Below are 17,392 nucleotides of genomic sequence, written 5' to 3'. Positions count from 1 at the left end.
CAGGCCGTTGAATTGGGAAGCGGGAGTTTAGCAGCCCGGATGCGTATGCCGGTGACGCCGGCGCCGAACAGCGGACCTGGCAGGGCCGGGCCGGTGCCGAAGCTGCTCAAAACCGGGTCGAGCGTGAAGTCAAGAAGCCTAGCGCCCGTGCCAGTAGCGCGGTGCGATAAGGCGTTGCGCCTCGACGTTCACGCCACCGTCGCGCACGTCGACGCGAATCGCGCCCTGGCTGTCGGTGCGCCAGTTGCGAGCCCCTGAAGCCGACCATCCGGCCCACACTGCAGGATGCGGATGGCGGAACGGATTGAGGTAACCGACCGTGAAGACTGCGATTTTTGCATTGACGGCCGCGATGAATGCCGCACTCGATGACGAGCGGCTGCCATGGTGCGGCACGAGCACGACATCGCTCGCCAGCGCGTGGACCGACCGCGCCAGCAGATTGCGCTCGGCCCCTGCCTCGATATCGCCGGCCAGCAGCACGGACCCGCCCCGGGCGGCGATCCGGAGCACGCACGACTTGTCGTTGTCGCGCCGCGGGTCATCCCCTGCGCCCGGATGCAACACTTCGAAATCGACCCCATCCCAGCGCCAGCGCTCGCCGGCAACACATGCAACGGGCGCAACGCCGCCGGCATGCAGCCGATGACCGGGCGGCAGGTCGGCCCGGATGTCGAGGATCTCCACGCCCTCCGCGAGCGACGCAGCGCCGCCCGTGTGGTCGAGGTCGTCGTGCGAAACCACGAGGCGATCGAGCCGCCGCACCCCGACCGCGCCCAGATAGGGCAACAGCACCCGCTCGCCCGCGTCCACGTCCGGCCCGTAAGCCGGTCCGGTGTCGTACATCAGGTCGTGACCGGCCGTCTGCAGGTGCGCCGCCATGCCATTGCCGACGTCGAGCACTGTCAGGCGAAACTCGCCGTGGGCCGGGCGCGGCGGCGACCATGCGAGCAGCGGCAGCATCGCCAGTGCGCCGGCATGACGTGCGGGAGTGCCTCGCGGCAGCAGCAACCACAGCACACCGGCGATCCCCGCGAGGGCGAGCAGCGGTAGCGGCGCGGCCTGCTGCCACATCGCGAACGGCATGTCCGCGAGCCATTCGAGGGCGACCATCATCAGTCCGGTCAGCCAGTGCGCCAGTTCCAGCAGCGGCGGGAACGGCAGCACGATCGCGGCCAGTACGAGCGGGGTGATCAGGAAACTCACCAGCGGAATCGCGAACGCATTGGCAAACGGCGACAGCAGCGAGAACGCATTGAACAGCACGAGCAGCGCCGGAACGGTCGCCAGCGTGATCGAGAGCTGCGTCGTCACCGCGACACGCCAGCCCGGCACGCTGCCCGTGCGCCCGCCAACGACGTACATGATCGCCGCGACGGCGCCGAACGACAGCCAGAATCCCGCCGACAGGACTGCCCACGGGTCGACCACCAGCACCGTGAACAACGCGAGGGCGATAATGCGGCTGCCTGCCGACTCGCGCCCGAGCAGCAGCGCCAGCGCCACCACCGAGAGCATGATCAGCGAGCGCTGCGTCGGAATGCCGAGGCCCGCGAGCAGCGAATAGGCAGCCGCCGCCGCAAGCCCCGCAAGCGCCGCCGCCTTCCTTGCCGGGAACCTCAGCGTCAGCGCCGGGATGCGCCGCCACCCCCACCCGGCAATGCCGCCGACCACCAGCGCGACCATCGACACATGCAATCCAGAGATGCTGACAAGGTGGGCTATCCCTGTCTTGCGGAATATCGTCCACTGCTCCTGCGGAATCGCGTTCTGGTCGCCGACGGCCAGCGCGACGAGAACGCCGGCGTATTCGGCGCCCGGAAGCGACGCGAGGAAACGGGTGCGCACTGAATCGCGCAGACGGTGGACGAGGACCATCGGACCAGCCGCCAGCGGGTCGAGCAGGATGTTTTCCCCTTTCGCTCGTACATTGCCCGTTGCCCGCAGGCCGCGCTCGAGCAGCCACGCTTCGTAATCGAAGCCGCCGGGATTGGCAAGGCCATGCGGGCGCTTCAGGCGCAGCGTCAGCTTCCAGCGCTCGCCCGGTCGCAGCGACGGGACGCGTCCCTCGTCGCCCGCGTCCTCGTCGCCGCCAGCGTGGGCGCGCGGCGCGTACCACGACATCAGCATCCGCTGCGGCACCGGAGCGGACGCCGATTCGACCCGCAGCACGAAGCGCACGCCGCGATCGAGGGTTCGCGGCAACTCGTCGATGACGCCGGTCACGACCACATCGCGTCCTTCCCAAGCCATCGGCAGCTCGTCAGCGAGACGCCATTGGGCCCGCGCCGCCGACCAGACGAAGCCGGCGGCGAGCGCCAGGAGGCACAGGCCGACGAGCCGCGCGCGAGCTTCGGCGCGCCATAGCACCGCCGCAACAGCCCCGCTTGCAGCGAGAAGCGCGAGCAACCAGCCCGTTCCCGGCAGTTCCGGAAGACTCTGGCAGAGCCAGACGCCCAGGGCGAAGGCGATTATTGACGTTCGCATATTCCGCACATCATGCCTGCGCCGCGGAAGCGCTGACAAGATCGTCGCGGCGGTTGGGACTTGCCGGGCGAACCATTAGAATCGCCGCTCCGAACCGGATGACCATGCGCAAGATCCTCAAGCGTTTTCTGCCGAAGCACGAAACGATTCGCTCCAACCGCTGGCTGCGGCCGTTCGCGAGCACGCTGCTGCACCCGCGGCTTTGGCACCTGAATCGCCATTCGGCAGCCGGCGGCTTCGCGGTCGGATTGTTCTGCGGCATGATCCCCGGGCCGCTGCAGGCGGGCGCGGCGGCGATCTGCTGTCTGGTGTTCCGCGTCAACCTGCCGCTGGCGATCATCACGACGCTGTATTCGAACCCGGTGACGATCGTCCCGCTGTATTTTCTCGCCTACAAGATCGGCAGCTGGGCGATGGGCATCAACGGGCAGGATTTCGCGCCGCCGCCTGAACTCGGCGAGATGACGCTGATCGCGTGGGGTGGCGCGCTCGTGGACTGGATGGCGGGCCTGGGCAAGCCTCTCGGGCTCGGCCTGATCCTGCTCGCCGCGACGCTGTCGCTGCTCGGCTACCTCACCGTCAAGGCAGCGTGGCGAATCTGGCTGATCCGCACCTGGCACGCCCGGCGCACCCCTCGCAACGGGCGCTGAAAGCCAGGCCAGTCAGGCCAGCCGGCCGTCGTCAAGCCGCAGCGTGCGCTGCGCCCGCCCGGCGAGTTGCTCGTCGTGCGTGACGATGATGAAGCTCGTCGCGAGCCGCTCGTTGAGGCTCAGCATCAGGTCGAACACACTCTCCGCGGTGCGCCGGTCGAGGTTGCCGGTCGGCTCATCCGCGAGCACGCACGCCGGTTGTGTCACCAGCGCCCGCGCGATCGCCGCGCGCTGGCGCTCGCCTCCGGACAACTCGCCCGGCGCATGGTCGAGCCGGTGCCCGAGGCCGACTTCCTTCAACATCGCGACCGCCCGTTCGTTCGCCGCCTCGCGTTCCAGGCGCCGGATGTAGAGCGGCATCGCGACGTTCTCGAGCGCCGAGAACTCCGGCAGCAGGTGGTGAAACTGATACACGAAGCCGAGCGCCTCGTTGCGCACCCGACCGCGCTCCGCATCCGACATGCGCGAGAAATCACGGCCGCGCAGCCGCACCGCGCCGGCGCTCGGCACGTCCAGCCCGCCGAGCAAATGCAGCAAAGTGCTCTTGCCCGAGCCCGACGCGCCGACGATCGCGATGCGTTCGCCGCGTGCGACCGTGAGTGTCACGCCGTCGAGCACCTGCAGCGCGTCGGCCCCTTCGCGGAAAGTCTTCGACAGGCCTTCGCAGGCCAGCACCGGTTCGTTCTTCGAGTCACTCATAGCGCAAGGCCTCGGCCGGATTCACACGCGACGCGCGCCAGCTCGGATACAGCGTCGCCACCAGCGTCAGCACGAACGACAGCGACACGATCGTGATCACGTCGGCGGGCAGCACTTTCGACGGCAGCTCGCTGATGTAGTAGATCTCCTTGTTCCACAACGTCGCGCCCGTGATCTGTTCCAACGCGGGAATCACGACGTCGAGGTTGTGCGCCAGCAACAATCCGCCCGCGACCCCTGCGGCGAGGCCGACGAGGCCGATGATCGCGCCCTGCAACACGAAAATCGCCATGATCGACGCCGGACTCGCGCCCAGCGTGCGCAGGATCGCGATGTCCGCATATTTCTCCTGCACCGCCATCACCAGCGTCGACACGATGTTGAACGCCGCGACGGCGACGATCAGGAACAGGATGATCGTCATCATGGTTTTCTCCAGCGCCACCGCGCGGAAGAAGTTCGCGTGGCTGCGCGTCCAGTCGCTGACCGCCACAGCGCCTTCGATCAGCCCCGGCAGCTCGCGTGCGACGCGCGGCGCGGCGAACAGGTCGTCGAGCTTCAGCCGCACGCCGCTGACGCGCTCGTCCATGCGGTACAGCGCCTGTGCATCGCGCAAATGGATCAGCGCGAGGCCGGAGTCGTACTCGAACATCCCCGCCTCGAAGATCCCGACGACCTCGAACTGCTTGACCCGGGGCAGCACTGCCGCCGGCGTCACCAGCCCTTGCGGGGCGATCAGCGTCACCTTGTCGCCGACCTGCGCCTGCAGCGCGAACGCGAGATCGCGCCCGAGCACGATGCCAAAGCGCCCGGGCTGCAGCGCGTCGAAGCTGCCGGAGCGCATGAAGCGCGCGAAATCGGCGACGCCATCCTCGGCGGAGGGCAGCACGCCGCGCACCAGCGTGCCACGTACCGCCTGGTCGAACGACAGCATGCCCTGCTCCTGGATGTACGGCGCGGTGGCGACAACATCCGGATGGCGCGCGGCCTGGTCGGCGACCTGCTGCCACGCCTCGAGCTCGCCGTCGAAACCGGACACCTGCACGTGCGAAGCGACGCCGAGGATGCGCGTGCGCAGCTCCTCCTGGAAGCCGTTCATCACCGACAGCACGACGATCAGCGCGGCGACGCCCAGCGCGGTGCCGAGCATCGACACCAGCGAAATGAAGGAAATGAAGCGGTTGCGCCCCTGCGCCCGCTTGCGCGACCGGGTGTAACGCAAACCGACGAGGATTTCGTAGCGCATCAGGTGGGGGCAGCGGCGAAAAGGCGCCATTCTGCCGCAAGGACAGTTCCCGCGCGACGAACAGCCGGCAGGATCGCGAAAAATCGCGACGACCCCGCTCTTTTTCACGCTTTCAGCTCTCACCGGCACGAGCAAGAACGCCGCGACTCGCCCTGCTTCGATCGCGGCGTCGGCTCTCGCCGAGGCCTCAGCGCCTGGTGCCCCGGACCCGTCGGGCGCTGTGCTAGACTCGATCCGCTTCTTGTTGCGGTCGCTCCATGCAGATTCACCTCGTCATTCCCGGCCTGATCTGGCCCGGCGCTTCGCTCGTCGCCCCCGCAGCGGGCATCGAACTTCCCGCACTCGCACGACTCCTCGGCCTCGGACGGCGCGAGCACCGGGACTTCGAGCCGCTCGACCTCCAGCTTGCGCGCCTGTTCGGTCTCGGCACCGGCTCGTCCGGCGACCCGCTGCCGTTGGCCGCGCTGCGCCGCCTCGGCGAATCGGCACCGGTTGCGCCCGATCCGGGCGGCGACTGGTTGTGCGCCGACCCCGTGAACCTGTCCTTCGCGCGCGAGCACCTGCTGCTCAACGACTTTCCGGCCGATGAACTCGGCGACGACGACGTGTGCGCGCTGATTGCTGCCCTCAACGACCATTTCGCCGATCTCGGCCGCTTCGAAGCGTGCACGCCGACGCGCTGGTACCTCCGTCTGGCGGCGCCGACGCGCGCCAGGCTTTTTCCGCTGCATGACGTCATCGGACGGCCGATCCGCCAGTTCCTGCCGGAAGGCGACGACGCCCGCCGGTGGCAGCGCACGATGAACGAAGTCCAGGTGCTGCTGCACAACCATCCGCTCAACCAGGCCCGCGAAGCCGCGGGACGACGTCCTGCGAACAGCCTGTGGTTCTGGGGCGCCGGGATGCTGGAAACCGCGCCGGCTGCGACGCTGCCCGCGGTGCAGGCAGCCGAACCGCTCGCCCGCGGCATGGCGCGCGCCGCCGGAGCCGAAGCGGTGACGCCGGACCTCGCCGCGGCGTTGCGCGAAGACACGGTGGTCGTCCTCGACACGCTCCTCCACCCGGCACGACAGCTCGATCTCGACGGCTGGCGCAGCAACCTCACCATGCTCGAACGCGACTGGATCGCACCGCTCGCCGGGGCGCTGGGCGATGGCCGCGTGCAGAAGCTCACTCTCACCGCCCCCGGCGACCGCGGCACGTTCGAACTCGTGGTGCGTGCCGGCGAGCGCTGGAAATTCTGGCGCAAGCCGCTCGCTTTCGACGCCCTTCTCAAATCGCTCACTCCGGCGGCTCCGTCTCTCCCCGCAGAGCCTGTCACCGACCCTGGGCCCGCCCCCCGATGACACGCATCCAGTCCCGCAACGCTCCGCCCCGCGCCGTCCAGCGCCTGATCGACAGCGGCACCCATCCGCTGCTCGCGCGCATTTATGCGGCGCGCGGCATCTCGCGACGCGAGGAGCTCGACTACGGCCTCAAGGCGCTGTTGCCGCCGGCGGCGCTGCGCGGCACCGATGAAGCCGCGCAACTGCTCGCGGACGCGATCGAGGCCGGCGCGCGGATGGTGATCGTCGCCGACTACGACTGCGACGGCGCCACTGCCTGCGCAGTCGGCATCCGGGCGTTGCGCGCTTTCGGCGCCGACGTCGGTTATCTCGTGCCGAACCGCTTCGAATACGGCTACGGCCTCACGCCGGCGATCGTCGAACTGGCCGCGCAAATGGAGCCCGATCTGCTGATCACCGTCGACAACGGCATCGCCAGCGTCGAAGGGATCGCCGCGGCGCGCAGCTACGGCATGGCAACGCTCATCACCGACCACCATCTGCCCGGCGACACGCTCCCCGACGCGGACGTCATCGTCAATCCGAATCAGCCGGGCTGCGACTTCCCGAGCAAGGCGCTCGCCGGCGTCGGCGTGATGTTCTACACGATGCTCGCGCTGCGCGCCGAACTGCGCAGCCGCGGCGCGTTCTCCGGGCGGCAGGAACCGAACCTCGGCGAGTTGCTCGACCTCGTCGCGCTCGGCACCGTCGCCGACGTCGTCAAGCTCGACCACAACAACCGCATCCTCGTCGCCCAAGGACTCGCGCGCATGCGCGCGGGACGTGTGCAGCCCGGCATCCGCGCGCTGTTCGCCGCGGCCGGACGCGAGCCCGAACGCGCGAACACTTTCGACCTCGGCTTCGCGCTCGGCCCGCGCCTGAACGCCGCCGGGCGGCTGTCGGACATGAGCCTCGGCATCGAATGCCTGATCAGCGACGACATGGGCCGCGCGCTGAACATCGCGCAGGAACTCGACAAGCTCAACCGCGAGCGGCGCGGCATCGAACACGGCATGCAGGAAGAGGCGCTGGTGCGGCTCGCGGGCTTCGATCCCGGCCGGAGCGCGACCGTGAGCCTGTTCGAGCCCGACTGGCACCAGGGCGTCATCGGCATCGTCGCCGGGCGCATCAAGGAAAAACTGCACCGTCCCGTCGTCGCGTTCGCACGCGGCGCGGACGGCGAACTGAAGGGATCGGGCCGCTCGATCGCGGACGTGCATCTGCGCGACGCGCTCGACCTCGTCGCCAAGCGCCATCCCGACCTGATCCTGCGCTTCGGCGGCCACGCAATGGCGGCAGGCCTGACGATCCGCGAAACGGATTACGCGCGCTTCGTGGCGGCGTTCGAGGAGACCGTCCAATCACTGGTCGGCACCGCCGACCTGACGCGTACGCTGGAAACCGACGGCGTGCTCGAAAGCGGTTACATGACGCTCGATTCGGCGCGACTGATCGAACAGGACATCTGGGGACAGGGCTTCGCGGCGCCGGTGTTCGAGGATCGTTTCCGCGTCGACAACCAGCGTCTGCTCAAGGACAAGCACCTGAAGCTGCAGTTGTCGAAGAACGGCGCGCGCTTCGACGCGATCCGCTTCAACTTCGCCGAGAGCGCGGGAGCGAACATTCATGCCGCCTACCGGCTTGCACCGAACGAATACAACGGCGTCACCAGCCTGCAGCTGATGCTGGAACACTTCGACACCGTGTAGCGTCCCGGGCTTGTTGCCGCGCTTCCATCGCGCCCCGATCAATTTCGTCTATCTACCCAAAAGAAATATTTTTGTGCAGTGCATATAACCATGCTGCACAAATGGATATAATCGGTAGCGACCAACAACGACAAGAGGATCGCGCCATGAAACCTTCCTTACTCATTTCTTCGATGCTTGCGCTCGCTGTCGCCAGCCCGCTTGCGCTCGCGCACAAACAGGGAGACATCCTGGTGCGTGCCGGTGCGGCAATGGTCGATCCGGACATCGGCGAATCCAGCGTCTCGACGCCGGCCGGAAAGATTTCGGGGTCGGATGTCGATGTGAGCGACGACACTCAGCTCGGCTTGACACTCGGCTACATGCTCACCGACCACGTCGGCATCGAACTGCTCGCAGCGACGCCGTTCGAGCACGACGTCACGCTGAAAAACATGAATGGTCTCAACGGCAAGCTCGCGACGATCAAGCAGCTTCCGCCGACGCTCTCGCTGCAGTATTTCCCGATGGACCCGTCGTCGAAGTGGCAGCCATATGTCGGCGCCGGCATCAACTACACGTATTTCTTCGACGAAGAGCTAAAGGATGCGCGCAAGGCCCAAGGCTTCTCGCAGCTCGACCGCGAAAGTTCATGGGGACTCGCCGTCCAGGCTGGCATCGATTACATGTTGACGGACCGCATCATGCTGAACGCGGCAGTGTGGCGCGTCGACATCGACAGCGAGGCGACGGCGCGCCTGAACGGCGCCAAAGTGAAAGTCGATATCGACATCGATCCGTGGGTGTACATGGTCGGCATCGGCTACCGCTTCTGAGCGTCGCCTGTCATCTTCCCGGCGCGCGGAAATCGGCGGCTCCATCCGGGCCGCCGATTTCTTTTATGCGGAACACCTGCAGGCACCGTGTCACGCAGCACAACCTCCACCGCACGGCCCTCCGTCATCACGGGTATACTTCGCGGTTTTCCGAATTTCCCGGAGCATCGCCATGGAAGCCGAACGCCTCAACGCCATTGCCCAGCAACTCGACGACCTCCGTTCCCGGGGTCGTGAACTGCGGAGGTATCTTTGACTACGATGAGAAATCATCGAAGCTCGAAGAAGTAACCCGCGCGCTCGAGGATCCGGCCGCCTGGGACAACGCAACTCGCGCGCAGGAACTGGGCAAGGAAAAGCGCCAGCTCGAAGACGTGGTGCACAACCTGCGCGATATCGAAAGCCTGTCTTCGGACCTGAAAGATCTGTTCGATCTCGCTGAAGCCGAAGACGACGAGGACACGCTCGCCGCAGTTGAAGCCGACCTCGGCGAGCTCCAGGCGAAAGTGCATGCGCTCGAATTCCGCCGGATGTTCTCCAATCCGATGGACCCCAACCCCTGCTTCATCGAAATCCAGGCTGGTGCCGGCGGCACCGAGGCGCAGGACTGGGCGGGCATGCTCGAACGCATGTACCTGCGCTACTGCGAGCGCAAGGGCTTCAACGTCGAGCTGATGGAAGAGTCGGAAGGCGAAGTCGCCGGCATCAAGGGCGCGACGATCAAGGTCAGCGGCGATTACGCATACGGCTTCCTGCGCACCGAAACCGGCATCCATCGCCTCGTGCGCAAGAGCCCGTTCGACTCGAACGCGCGCCGCCACACCAGCTTCTCGTCGGTGTTCGTGTATCCCGAAGTCGATGACTCGATCGAGATCGACATCAACCCGGCGGACCTGCGCATCGACACCTATCGCGCCTCCGGCGCGGGCGGCCAGCACATCAACAAGACCGACTCGGCGGTTCGCATCACGCACGAGCCGACCGGCGTCGTCGTGCAGTGCCAGAACGACCGTTCGCAGCACAAGAACAAGGCCGAGGCGATGTCGATGCTGAAGGCGCGGCTGTACGAACTGGAACTGCGCAAGCGCCAGAGCGAACAGCAGAAGCTCGAAGACTCGAAGAGCGACATCGGCTGGGGGCACCAGATCCGCAGCTACGTGCTCGACCAGTCGCGCATCAAGGACCTGCGCACCAATTACGAAGTCGGCAACACCCAGGCCGTGCTCGACGGCGACCTCGACGACTTCATCGCGGCGAGCCTGAAACAGGGCGTCTGAGACTTTTCGACCTCTCCGGGCGCTGCTGCCGCAATCGCGGCGTGAGCGCCCGGCACGGCGTTTTTTCGCGCGGATTTCACGCGCGATTGACGCCCGCAGCCATACCCCGCGTCTAATCTTCCAACTGCACCCGGTACTTCCGGCGGGCATCTCGACAGGAGGAGACAGACATGCAACGCACAGACCGACTCGGCAATATCTACAGCGGCGCCAGCGCTTCAGCGATCGAAGGCTTCGAGCAGGCGGTCCATGAGTTCCAGTGCTACATCGGCGACCCGGTGGCGACGAATGGCCGGGCCTTGGAAGACAGCGCCGGATTCGTCATGGGGCACGTGCTCAATGCCTACCTGCACCTGCTCGGTACCGAGCCGGGCGCACTTCCCGCAGCGCGGGCGTCGGCCGAGACGGCCCATCGGCTTGCCGCGAATGCTCGCGAGCGCGGGCACCTCGCAGCCGTCGACCACCTCATCGACGGCGAATGGCGAGCCGCGGGCCGGATACTGGAAGACCTCGCGATCGACCATCCACGCGACGCTCTCGCCCTGCAGGCGGGCCACCTCACGGATTTCTATACCGGCGCGTCGCGCATGCTGCGCGACCGCATCGCCCGCGCACTGCCATCGTGGTCACCGGACATGCCCGGCTACCACAACGTGCTCGCGATGCACGCCTTCGGTTTGGAGGAAACGGGCCTTTACGAGCGCGCCGAAGCCGCCGGACGGCGGGCAGTCGAGATCGAGCCGCGCAACGGCTGGGGCCAGCACGCGGTCGCGCATGTGATGGAGATGCAAGGCCGACAGCGCGATGGCCTCGGATGGATGCGCGCGAATCTGGACGCGTGGTCGAAGGACAGCTTCTTCGCCGTGCACAACTGGTGGCATCTCGCCCTCTTCCATCTCGACTTGGGCGAGATCGACGAAGTGCTGGCGCTCTTCGACGGACCGATCCATGGCGCGCGTTCACAGGTCGTACTCGACATCGTCGATGCCGCCGCGCTGCTGTGGCGATTGCAGCTGCGTGGCGTGGACGTCGGCGCTCGCTGGGAAACGGTCGCCGACGCCTGGGCGCCGTTCGCCGCTGCAGGGAACTACTCGTTCAATGATGCGCATGCAATGATGGCCTTCGTCGGCGCGAAGCGCGCGGAGCACGCCCGCGCGGTGCTCGAAAGTCAGGCGCGGGCAGTACACGGTGCCGGTGACAACGCGATATTCCTTTCCGAGGTCGGCGGGCCGGTGACGAATGCGATCCACGCGTTCGGCGCCGGGGATTACGCGACGACGGTGCGCCTGCTGCGGCCTGTCCGCGACATCGCGCACCGTTTCGGCGGCAGCCATGCCCAGCGCGATCTCCTCGACCTGACGTTGCTCGAAGCGGCGCTGCGCGACGGACAGTTCGCGCTGGCACGGGCATTGGCAGCCGAGCGCGTCGACCTGAAGCCTGCCAGTCCTGCCGCGCGTGAACTGATGCAGCGGGCCTGCAACAGCAGCGTCGCGCTGGCCGCCTGAGCATCACCGCAGCTTGCGAGCTGATCGCCGGCAAGTTCGCCCGCCACTCCCCCGCTCATCCCGGCCGCTGCAGATGGGCCGGGATCGCGAGTCCGGCGCGCGCCAAGCCGGCCAGGAAATACTGCGCGTCGACGTCGCGGCGGAACGGGTTCACGTGCATCAGCCAGCGCGCCGTCTCGTCCGGTGCAATCGCTGGTCCGGCGGCGATATTGCGCCGGTAGGCCTCATGGAACAGCGCCAGGTGGTGCGCAGCTTCCTCGAGGTTTCCGAGATGCGCGAACGCGGCCGCAAGGTAGGCATGGGCATCGGTGGCGACGTCGGGCGCCTTCAGGCCGTATTCGATCGCGGTCTCGATGCGGCCCGAAAAAAGAAGCGGCCCGGCGGCGAACGCGAAGTACCAGTCATCGTGGAAGGGGTACAGACGCATGGCCAGACGCGCCCGTTCGGCGCCGCGCTCCGCGTGGCCGAGAAACATGTCCGACACCGCAAGCTGCGCAAGGATGTCGGCGTCGTTGGGATTGAGCAACTCGGCGCGCTGCAAGTGGCGATCGGCTTTGTCGAACTGGCGCCGGTAAAGCAGGATGCGCCCGAGGATGAAATGCGTGATCGGGTCGCGATCGTCCATCCGCACGCCGCGCTGCGCATAGTCGAATGCCCTGCTCTCGTTCTCGGCCCAGCGATCCCACGCGAGGCAGCTCCATTCGTTGAAATATGTCAGCGACAGACCCGAACAGGCGCGGGCGAAAGAGGGGTCGATCTCGAGCGCATGCTGGAACAGCGTGCGCGCTTCGGCATGGCTGTCGGGGCTGGCGTGCCGCAGCTGCGCCATGCCGCGCAGCCAGCAATCGTAGGCGGCCAGGTCAGTGAGGGGCTTGCGCATCGCCTGCCGCAGCCGGTCGTCGTCGATCCGCGTCATCAGCGTTGCGGCGACCGCACGGCCGATCTCGTCCTGCGTAGCCGGAATGTCGTTCGGCACGATATCGAAACGGCCCGACCACAGAAAACAGCCGCTTTCGGCATCGACGAGCTCGGCGCCGATCCGCACCGATCCGGTGCTGCGGCGCACGCTGCCGCACAGGAGATAGCGCGCCCCGAGCCGCGCTGCAGTTTCGGCCGGCATCACATGCGGATCGGCGGCGCCGAAAGACGAATGCGCGGCGATGACCCGCAGCGAACGGAATTGCGCCAGCTCGCGAATCACGTCCTCGGTGAAGCCGCGTGCGAAATAGCCCTGCTCTGCATCGTCCGACAGGTTTGCGAACGGCAACACCGCGATCAGCGGAGGATCGACGTTCTTCTTCTCGGCGGGCGGCGGTCGTACGCGCACTTGCTGTCGCAATGCTTCGGTTGCTGCGGACGGCGGAACCCCGAGCGTCGCCATCGCAGTCTTGCAGCGTTCGTACTCGCGCATCGCCGAACCGAGAGCGCCGCGGCCCGGATGCAGACGCATCAGCAATCGGTACGCCTCTTCGGCCGCGGGGTCGATCGCGAGCACGCGCTCGGCCAGCGCTGTCGCGGCCTCCACCGCACCGCCTTCGACGTGATGTGCGAGCAGCCTTCCCATGCCCTTCAGCGCGATCCGTCGCAGCCGTTCAGCTTCGAGCGCGCGCCAGTCCTCGAACAGGGCCTCGTTCACGGCGAAGCCGTCGAGAAAAGGACCGCGATAACGCTGGGCGGCGCGCTCGAGGGCCGACGGGCTGCCTTCGGCCGACGCGCTCTGGAACTCCGCGACATCGACCCTGACGCGACCGGGTACGAGGTGCAGGCCTTCGCTGTTGGCCCCGATCACCGATTCGCCCCCGTCGTCGAGCGACTTGCGCAACTGCGCAAGTGCCTGGCGCAGGCTTGCGCGTGCCTGCGCCTCGGCGCTGCGCCCCCACAGCATGTCGGCAAGGCGTTCGCGTGAAAACACCGTGCCTGTCCGGGACGCGAGAATCGCCAGCAATCCTGCCGCCTTGCGCGTCGGCAGGCTGACGGCGCGGCCACTCCGGAAGACCGAGAAGCCGCCGAGCATGTCGATGCGGACGTCCTTGCTGTCGCTCATTGTCGCGACTCCCTGCGCCCCGTTTGCGCCGCCGCGCGACCACCGCCGCAAGGCGAGCTGTGACCCTCTGATAGCCCAGTATAGGCAGGGCAGCGGAGAGGAACGCGCAGGGTGCGCTTGGCGCCGCTGTGCGGGCCCGCAATGAAGAAGGGAGACGCCGAAGTGGTGCAGCGCTTGCGCCGCCACGAGCCACGCAGGGCTGGAGGCAGCGCAAATATTCCGGACACCTAGACTTCGGGCGGCCTTATGATGGCGCGTGGCCGAGCAGCGGGCCGAAGGCTTGCAGTCCGGCCTCGACCGGGCCGCTGCCCGTGCGCAACAATCGATGGAGGGACGCCCCGCATGTTCGAGAGACTTTTCCGACGCTTCTCCGTGGTCGTCGCCGCCTGCGCGCTGCTCGGCCTCGGCGGCTGCGGCTACAACGATTTCCAGCGCCTCGACGAGCAGAGCAAAGCAGCCTGGGCCGAAGTGCTGAACCAGTACCAGCGCCGCGCCGATCTGATTCCGAACCTCGTCAACACCGTCAAAGGCGAAGCGAATTTCGAACAGGAAACGCTGACCCGCGTCATCGAAGCGCGCTCGCGCGCGACGGCGATCCAGGTCACGCCCGAGATGCTCAATGATCCGCAGGCGATGGAACGCTTCCAGCAGGCGCAGAGCCAGCTCGGCGGCGCGCTGTCGCGGCTGCTGGCCGTTGCCGAAAATTACCCGAACCTGCGGGCGAACCAGGCTTTCCAGGACTTGCGCGTGCAACTGGAAGGAACCGAGAACCGCATCACCGTCGCGCGTAACAGCTACATCAAGACCGTGCAGGAATACAACGTGCTCGCGCGCAGCTTTCCGACGAACCTGACGGCGATGATCTTCAGCTACGAGCCGAAAGCCGGTTTTACGGTCGCGAACGAACAGGAAATCTCGCGTCCGCCGAGCGTCGATTTCGGCACGTCGGGGGCACGCTGAGCGACGGACCGCGCCGCCACGATCATCGTCCGACCTCATCCGATGAGCTGCCTCCCCTGTACCGCTCCCTTCGCTGCCGGCCTGTCGGCTGTCGCCGCCATTGCTCGCCGCTGGCTGGCGAGCGTTTCGAACGCATTCCTTGCATTCGTCGCGCTCGCGGCACTGCTGTGCCCGGCCGCGTCGTTCGCGCAGGATCTGCAGCCGGTTCCCGCCCTCACTGCGCGCGTCATCGACCAGACCGGCACGCTCGATGCCGGCGAACGACAGGCGCTCGAAGCGAAGCTTGCGACCTTCGAAGCGGAACGCGGGGCCCAGATCGTCGTGCTGATCGTCGCCACGACCGCGCCCGAGGACATCGCCGCCTACGCCTACCGTGTCGCGGCCGAGTGGAAGATCGGCCGGCGCGACATCGGCGACGGCATCCTGATGGTCGTCGCGAAAGACGACCGCCGCGTGCGCATCGAAATCGCCCGCGCGCTCGAAGGCGCGGTGCCGGATCTCGCCGCGTTCCACATCATCGACCGCGCGATCACGCCGGCTTTCCGCCGAGGTGAGTTCGCGGCCGGCATCGACGCCGGCCTCGACGCGTTGATGGCGCGCATCCGCGGCGAAAACCTGCCGCTGCCGGAGCCGGACGTCCGCGGGCGCGGCGAAGGGCCGTCGCTCGAAGACCTCGGGGCCTTCCTGTTCGTCGGCGTACCGATCGTCGGGGCGGTGCTCGTCGGCATGTTGGGACGCAAGCTCGGGGCGCTCGCCACCGGAGGCGTCGCCGGCCTGCTCGCGCAGCTGCTGCTCGGCAGCCTGTTGCTGGCGATCATCGCCGGCGTCGTCGCGTTCATTTTCGTGCTCGTGCTGGGCATCGGCGGAGGAGGCCGGGGTGGCCGCGGAGGCGGCGGTTTGGCGGCCCGATCATCTGGGGCGGAGGCGGCAGAGGTGGGGGTGGCGGATTCGGCTCCGGCGGCGGCGGCAGTTTCGGCGGCGGCGGCGCGTCGGGACGATGGTAAGGCTGCCCAACCGGAGCGGGAGTCATCGATGAACATCGTGATGCGCGTGCTGCGCCACTTGTGGCTCGATTCCAACGATGCGCGTCGGGCGATCGGGGACGACACGCTGCACCGTCTCGAGGCGCGCGTGCGCGACAGCGAACGGCGTCACACCGGCGAAATCTGCGTGTGCATCGAAGCGAGCCTGCCGATGAGCTACCTGTGGCGCCATTTACGTCGCGGCGTGCCCATCGAGCAGGTGGTGCGCGAGCGCGCGCTGACGGAATTCGGCAAGCTGCGGGTGTGGGATACCGAACTGAACAACGGCGTGCTGATCTACCTGCAACTGGCGGAGCATCGCATCGACATCGTCGCCGATCGCGGCCTCGCACGGCACGTCGACGACGCCTACTGGCGGGAGACGCTGGCCAGCATGAGCGCGGAGTTCCGCGCCGGGCGCTACGAAGAGGGCCTCGGCCAGGCGATCGACGCCGTCACGGCGGCGCTCGAGCAGCACTTTCCGGCCAGTCACGGCCCGGGTGAAACCCCACCGCAGCGGGAGGATCAGCTCCCCAACCGTCCCGTGTTTCGCTGAGCGTAACGTCGCGCCCTCCTCCCGGGCAGCCCGAACAAGATTCAGCTCGCCCTCAACTGACGGGCCACCAGCGCAGGGTTGTCTTCGCTGTAGGCGGCCTTGATCGCGTCCCAAGCTTCTTCAGCGGTCTCCACGTAGTGGAAAAGCTCGACGTCCTGCGGGCTGATCACGCCATGCTCGATCATCACGTCGAAGTCGATCAGGCGCCGCCAGAAATCGCGTCCGATGAGAATGATCGGGCGGCGGCGGATCTTGCGCGTCTGTGTCAGGGTCAGCACTTCGAACAGTTCGTCGAGGGTGCCAAAACCGCCGGGAAAGCTCACGACCGCGACTGCGCGCATCAGGAAATGCATCTTGCGGATCGCGAAGTAATGGAACTGGAAACACAGCTCTGGCGTGATCCACGGGTTCGGGGCTTCCTCGAACGGCAGGAAAATGCTCATGCCCATGCTGCGCCCGCCCGCGTCGTGCGCGCCGCGATTGCCCGCTTCCATGACCCCGGGGCCACCGCCAGTGGCGATGATGACGGGCTCGCCGAGCGCGTCGGCTTCAAGCGTGACCAGCTCGGCGAAACGGCGCGCTTCAGCGTAGTAACGGGCGTTCTTCACCATCTGCTCGGCGCGCCGGATCGCGATCGGATCATCGCCCGCGCGCGCCTCGTCGAGCATCGCCGCCGCCACTTCGGGCGACTTGAAGCGCGCGCTGCCGAACACCACGACCGTCGATTCGACCCCCTGCTCCTGCTGGATCAGCTCCGCCTTCAGCAGTTCGAGCTGCAGCCGCACCGGTCGCAGCTCCTCGCGCAGCAGGAATTCGTTGTCCGCGAACGCCATGCGAAAAGAGCTGCCAGGCGCATCGTACGGCGAATGAGGTTTCGCGGCCTCGACTTCGTCCTGGGCGGACGGGAAATTGCGGGCGCGGATGTGGTGCGATTTCTTCATGCTCGATTGTGCTCCGGAAAGTGATCGGCTCCCATGATCGCATCTTCGGCCTGGGATTTAGGTGTCACGAGAGCAACCGGAGAGCCCGGCAGGCGTGGCCGCTGCTGCGGCAGTCCCGGGAAACGACATAGCCTTCGCCGACGAATCGCCACAGCG

13 protein-coding genes are annotated in these 17,392 nt (G+C 67.1%); 8 read left to right on the top strand and 5 right to left on the bottom strand.

Annotated features, from left to right (window positions below; translation table 11 throughout):
- Nucleotides 1–138 precede the first annotated feature (138 nt).
- A complete protein-coding gene (locus GO608_RS10605; RefSeq protein WP_169200095.1) occupies nt 139–2,487 on the bottom strand; it encodes a DNA internalization-related competence protein ComEC/Rec2 in 2,349 nt (782 codons plus the stop codon).
- Nucleotides 2,488–2,591: 104 nt separating this feature from the next.
- On the opposite strand from GO608_RS10605, the gene GO608_RS10600 reads away from it, so the two are divergent.
- Nucleotides 2,592–3,137 (top strand): DUF2062 domain-containing protein, encoded by a 546-nt coding sequence (locus tag GO608_RS10600; protein ID WP_169200096.1) that lies wholly within the window; start codon nt 2,592–2,594, stop codon nt 3,135–3,137.
- A gap of 12 nt (nt 3,138–3,149) precedes the next feature.
- Here GO608_RS10600 and lolD read toward each other — a convergent pair whose 3' ends face one another.
- Both lolD and GO608_RS10590 read right to left on the bottom strand, forming a co-directional pair.
- A complete protein-coding gene (gene lolD / locus GO608_RS10595) occupies nt 3,150–3,836 on the bottom strand; it encodes a lipoprotein-releasing ABC transporter ATP-binding protein LolD (protein ID WP_169200097.1) in 687 nt (228 codons plus the stop codon).
- Nucleotides 3,829–5,082: a lipoprotein-releasing ABC transporter permease subunit gene (locus GO608_RS10590; RefSeq protein ID WP_169200107.1), complete on the bottom strand. Its 1,254-nt coding sequence runs from the start codon at nt 5,080–5,082 to the stop codon at nt 3,829–3,831. Before GO608_RS10590 ends, lolD begins: the two co-directional genes overlap by 8 nt.
- Nucleotides 5,083–5,339: 257 nt before the next feature.
- Here GO608_RS10590 and GO608_RS10585 point away from each other — a divergent pair, with 257 nt between their 5' ends.
- The 5 genes from GO608_RS10585 (at nt 5,340) to GO608_RS10565 (ending at nt 11,713) form a co-directional block, all read left to right on the top strand.
- The gene (locus GO608_RS10585; RefSeq protein ID WP_169200098.1) at nt 5,340–6,428 is read left to right on the top strand and encodes a hypothetical protein; all 1,089 of its coding nucleotides are present in this window, start codon (nt 5,340–5,342) and stop codon (nt 6,426–6,428) included.
- On the top strand, nt 6,425–8,116 hold the full coding sequence (gene recJ / locus GO608_RS10580) for a single-stranded-DNA-specific exonuclease RecJ (protein WP_169200099.1): 1,692 nt from the start codon (nt 6,425–6,427) through the stop codon (nt 8,114–8,116). Before GO608_RS10585 ends, recJ begins: the two co-directional genes overlap by 4 nt.
- A gap of 146 nt (nt 8,117–8,262) precedes the next feature.
- Nucleotides 8,263–8,931: an OmpW/AlkL family protein gene (locus GO608_RS10575; protein WP_169200100.1), complete on the top strand. Its 669-nt coding sequence runs from the start codon at nt 8,263–8,265 to the stop codon at nt 8,929–8,931.
- A gap of 172 nt (nt 8,932–9,103) precedes the next feature.
- Nucleotides 9,104–10,208, top strand: a protein-coding gene (gene prfB, locus GO608_RS10570) for a peptide chain release factor 2 (protein WP_211159562.1) whose coding sequence is annotated in 2 segments (ribosomal slippage) — nt 9,104–9,184 and nt 9,186–10,208 — 1,104 coding nt in all. Because the reading frame shifts where the segments join, the coding sequence is not laid out codon by codon here.
- Nucleotides 10,209–10,378: 170 nt separating this feature from the next.
- The gene (locus tag GO608_RS10565) at nt 10,379–11,713 is read left to right on the top strand and encodes a tetratricopeptide repeat protein (protein ID WP_169200102.1); all 1,335 of its coding nucleotides are present in this window, start codon (nt 10,379–10,381) and stop codon (nt 11,711–11,713) included.
- Between the two features lie 55 nt (nt 11,714–11,768).
- Here the strand turns inward: GO608_RS10565 and GO608_RS10560 are convergent, their stop codons facing one another.
- Complete coding sequence (locus GO608_RS10560; RefSeq protein WP_169200103.1) at nt 11,769–13,757, bottom strand: BTAD domain-containing putative transcriptional regulator; 1,989 nt, start codon at nt 13,755–13,757, stop codon at nt 11,769–11,771.
- A 342-nt stretch (nt 13,758–14,099) separates the two neighbouring features.
- Between GO608_RS10560 and GO608_RS10555 the strand changes: the two genes are divergently transcribed.
- Entirely contained in the window at nt 14,100–14,717 is a 618-nt protein-coding gene (locus GO608_RS10555; protein ID WP_169200104.1) for a LemA family protein, read from the top strand.
- Nucleotides 14,718–14,759: 42 nt separating this feature from the next.
- The gene (locus GO608_RS19680; protein ID WP_425532297.1) at nt 14,760–16,295 is read left to right on the top strand and encodes a TPM domain-containing protein; all 1,536 of its coding nucleotides are present in this window, start codon (nt 14,760–14,762) and stop codon (nt 16,293–16,295) included.
- A gap of 41 nt (nt 16,296–16,336) precedes the next feature.
- Here GO608_RS19680 and GO608_RS10540 read toward each other — a convergent pair whose 3' ends face one another.
- The gene (locus GO608_RS10540) at nt 16,337–17,236 is read right to left on the bottom strand and encodes an LOG family protein (RefSeq protein WP_169199241.1); all 900 of its coding nucleotides are present in this window, start codon (nt 17,234–17,236) and stop codon (nt 16,337–16,339) included.
- Nucleotides 17,237–17,392: the final 156 nt, after the last annotated feature.

It is taken from the genome of Aromatoleum buckelii (assembly GCF_012910785.2).
Taxonomy (GTDB): Bacteria; Pseudomonadota; Gammaproteobacteria; order Burkholderiales; family Rhodocyclaceae; genus Aromatoleum; species Aromatoleum buckelii.
This window is presented reverse-complemented; position numbering and strand designations above follow the sequence as displayed.

Excerpts from the sequence above, each read along its gene's own strand:
- recJ (WP_169200099.1), top strand. The coding sequence starts at position 6,425 with ATGACACGCATCCAGTCCCGCAACGCTCCGCCCCGCGCCGTCCAGCGC.
- GO608_RS10575 (WP_169200100.1), top strand. The coding sequence starts at position 8,263 with ATGAAACCTTCCTTACTCATTTCTTCGATGCTTGCGCTCGCTGTCGCC.
- GO608_RS10560 (WP_169200103.1), bottom strand. The coding sequence starts at position 13,757 with ATGAGCGACAGCAAGGACGTCCGCATCGACATGCTCGGCGGCTTCTCG.
- GO608_RS10590 (WP_169200107.1), bottom strand. The coding sequence starts at position 5,082 with ATGCGCTACGAAATCCTCGTCGGTTTGCGTTACACCCGGTCGCGCAAG.
- GO608_RS19680 (WP_425532297.1), top strand. The coding sequence starts at position 14,760 with ATGAGCTGCCTCCCCTGTACCGCTCCCTTCGCTGCCGGCCTGTCGGCT.
- GO608_RS10565 (WP_169200102.1), top strand. The coding sequence starts at position 10,379 with ATGCAACGCACAGACCGACTCGGCAATATCTACAGCGGCGCCAGCGCT.
- GO608_RS10605 (WP_169200095.1), bottom strand. The coding sequence starts at position 2,487 with ATGCGAACGTCAATAATCGCCTTCGCCCTGGGCGTCTGGCTCTGCCAG.
- lolD (WP_169200097.1), bottom strand. The coding sequence starts at position 3,836 with ATGAGTGACTCGAAGAACGAACCGGTGCTGGCCTGCGAAGGCCTGTCG.
- GO608_RS10540 (WP_169199241.1), bottom strand. The coding sequence starts at position 17,236 with ATGAAGAAATCGCACCACATCCGCGCCCGCAATTTCCCGTCCGCCCAG.
- GO608_RS10600 (WP_169200096.1), top strand. The coding sequence starts at position 2,592 with ATGCGCAAGATCCTCAAGCGTTTTCTGCCGAAGCACGAAACGATTCGC.
- GO608_RS10585 (WP_169200098.1), top strand. The coding sequence starts at position 5,340 with ATGCAGATTCACCTCGTCATTCCCGGCCTGATCTGGCCCGGCGCTTCG.
- GO608_RS10555 (WP_169200104.1), top strand. The coding sequence starts at position 14,100 with ATGTTCGAGAGACTTTTCCGACGCTTCTCCGTGGTCGTCGCCGCCTGC.